Source organism: Vibrio sp. 1288, assembly GCF_033344475.1.
In genome coordinates this window covers 1-1,201 of the sequence record NZ_JAWPOX010000113.1, presented here as the reverse complement: position 1 = coordinate 1,201, position 1,201 = coordinate 1, and the positions used below count along the sequence as shown (strand labels likewise).

1 protein-coding gene is annotated in these 1,201 nt (G+C 47.0%); it reads left to right on the top strand.

Going from position 1 to position 1,201, the window contains the following annotated elements:
• Positions 1-1,179: amidophosphoribosyltransferase (purF, locus tag R8O11_RS24970; protein ID WP_318194576.1), on the top strand; the 1,179-nt coding region annotated here is incomplete at its 5' end.
• Positions 1,180-1,201: the final 22 nt, after the last annotated feature.

Genomic DNA, 1,201 nt, shown 5'->3' with positions numbered 1-1,201 from the left:
AAACTGTTTGAAAAAGATCGCCGCCACATCAACACCACTTCAGATTCAGAAGTGCTGCTCAACGTACTTGCACACGAAATTGACACAGTAAAAGGCAATGTGACTGCTGAAGATGTATTTCGCGCTGTTACCAATGTGCACCGTACTATTCGCGGCGCTTATGCAGTAACTGCGATGATCATCGGCCACGGTATGATTGCGTTTCGTGACCCGCATGGTATTCGCCCTCTTTGTTTAGGCAAGCGTGAAGTCGCTGGTCGCACGGAATACATGGTTGCATCAGAGTCTGTTGCGTTGGATGCGGTCGGTTTTGACTTTGTGCGTGACGTAGCGCCGGGTGAAGCGGTATATGCGACATTTGAAGGTGAGCTGTTCACTAAGCAATGTGCAGACAATCCAAAGCTAAATCCTTGTATTTTTGAATTTGTTTACTTTGCGCGTCCTGATTCTTTCATCGATAAAATCTCTGTGTACAGTGCTCGCGTTGAAATGGGCAAAAAGCTGGGTGAGCGAATTCGTGAAGATTACGCCGATCTTGATATCGACGTCGTAATCCCGATTCCTGAAACCTCTTGCGATATCGCACTACAAATTGCTCAAGCGATCGATATTCCTTACCGCCAAGGCTTTGTTAAAAACCGTTACGTTGGCCGCACGTTTATCATGCCTGGTCAGCAACAACGTAAGAAATCAGTGCGTCGCAAGCTAAACGCTATCCGCTCTGAGTTCAAAGATAAGAACGTGTTGCTGGTGGATGACTCTATCGTCCGCGGTACGACATCAGAACAGATCATTGAGATGGCTCGCGACTCCGGCGCGAAGAAAGTGTACATGGTGTCTGCTGCACCAGAAGTTCGCTTCCCTAACGTTTACGGTATCGATATGCCGAGCGCGACAGAGCTGATTGCTCATGGTCGTGACAACGAAACCATTTGTAAACAGATTGGTGCGGATGCGCTTATTTACCAACGTCTAGATGACTTAGTTGAAGCGGTAGGCTTAGGTAACCAAGATATCACGCAGTTCGATACATCAGTATTTAATGGTGAATACGTAACTGGCGATATCGATCAACAATACCTCGACTTCCTAGATGGTTTGCGTAATGACGATGCAAAAACGCAACGTGAAATTCAGCAAGATCTAGCGAACCTAGAGCTGCACAACGAAGGCGCGTAAATCTGCGCCATCATTATCGGGA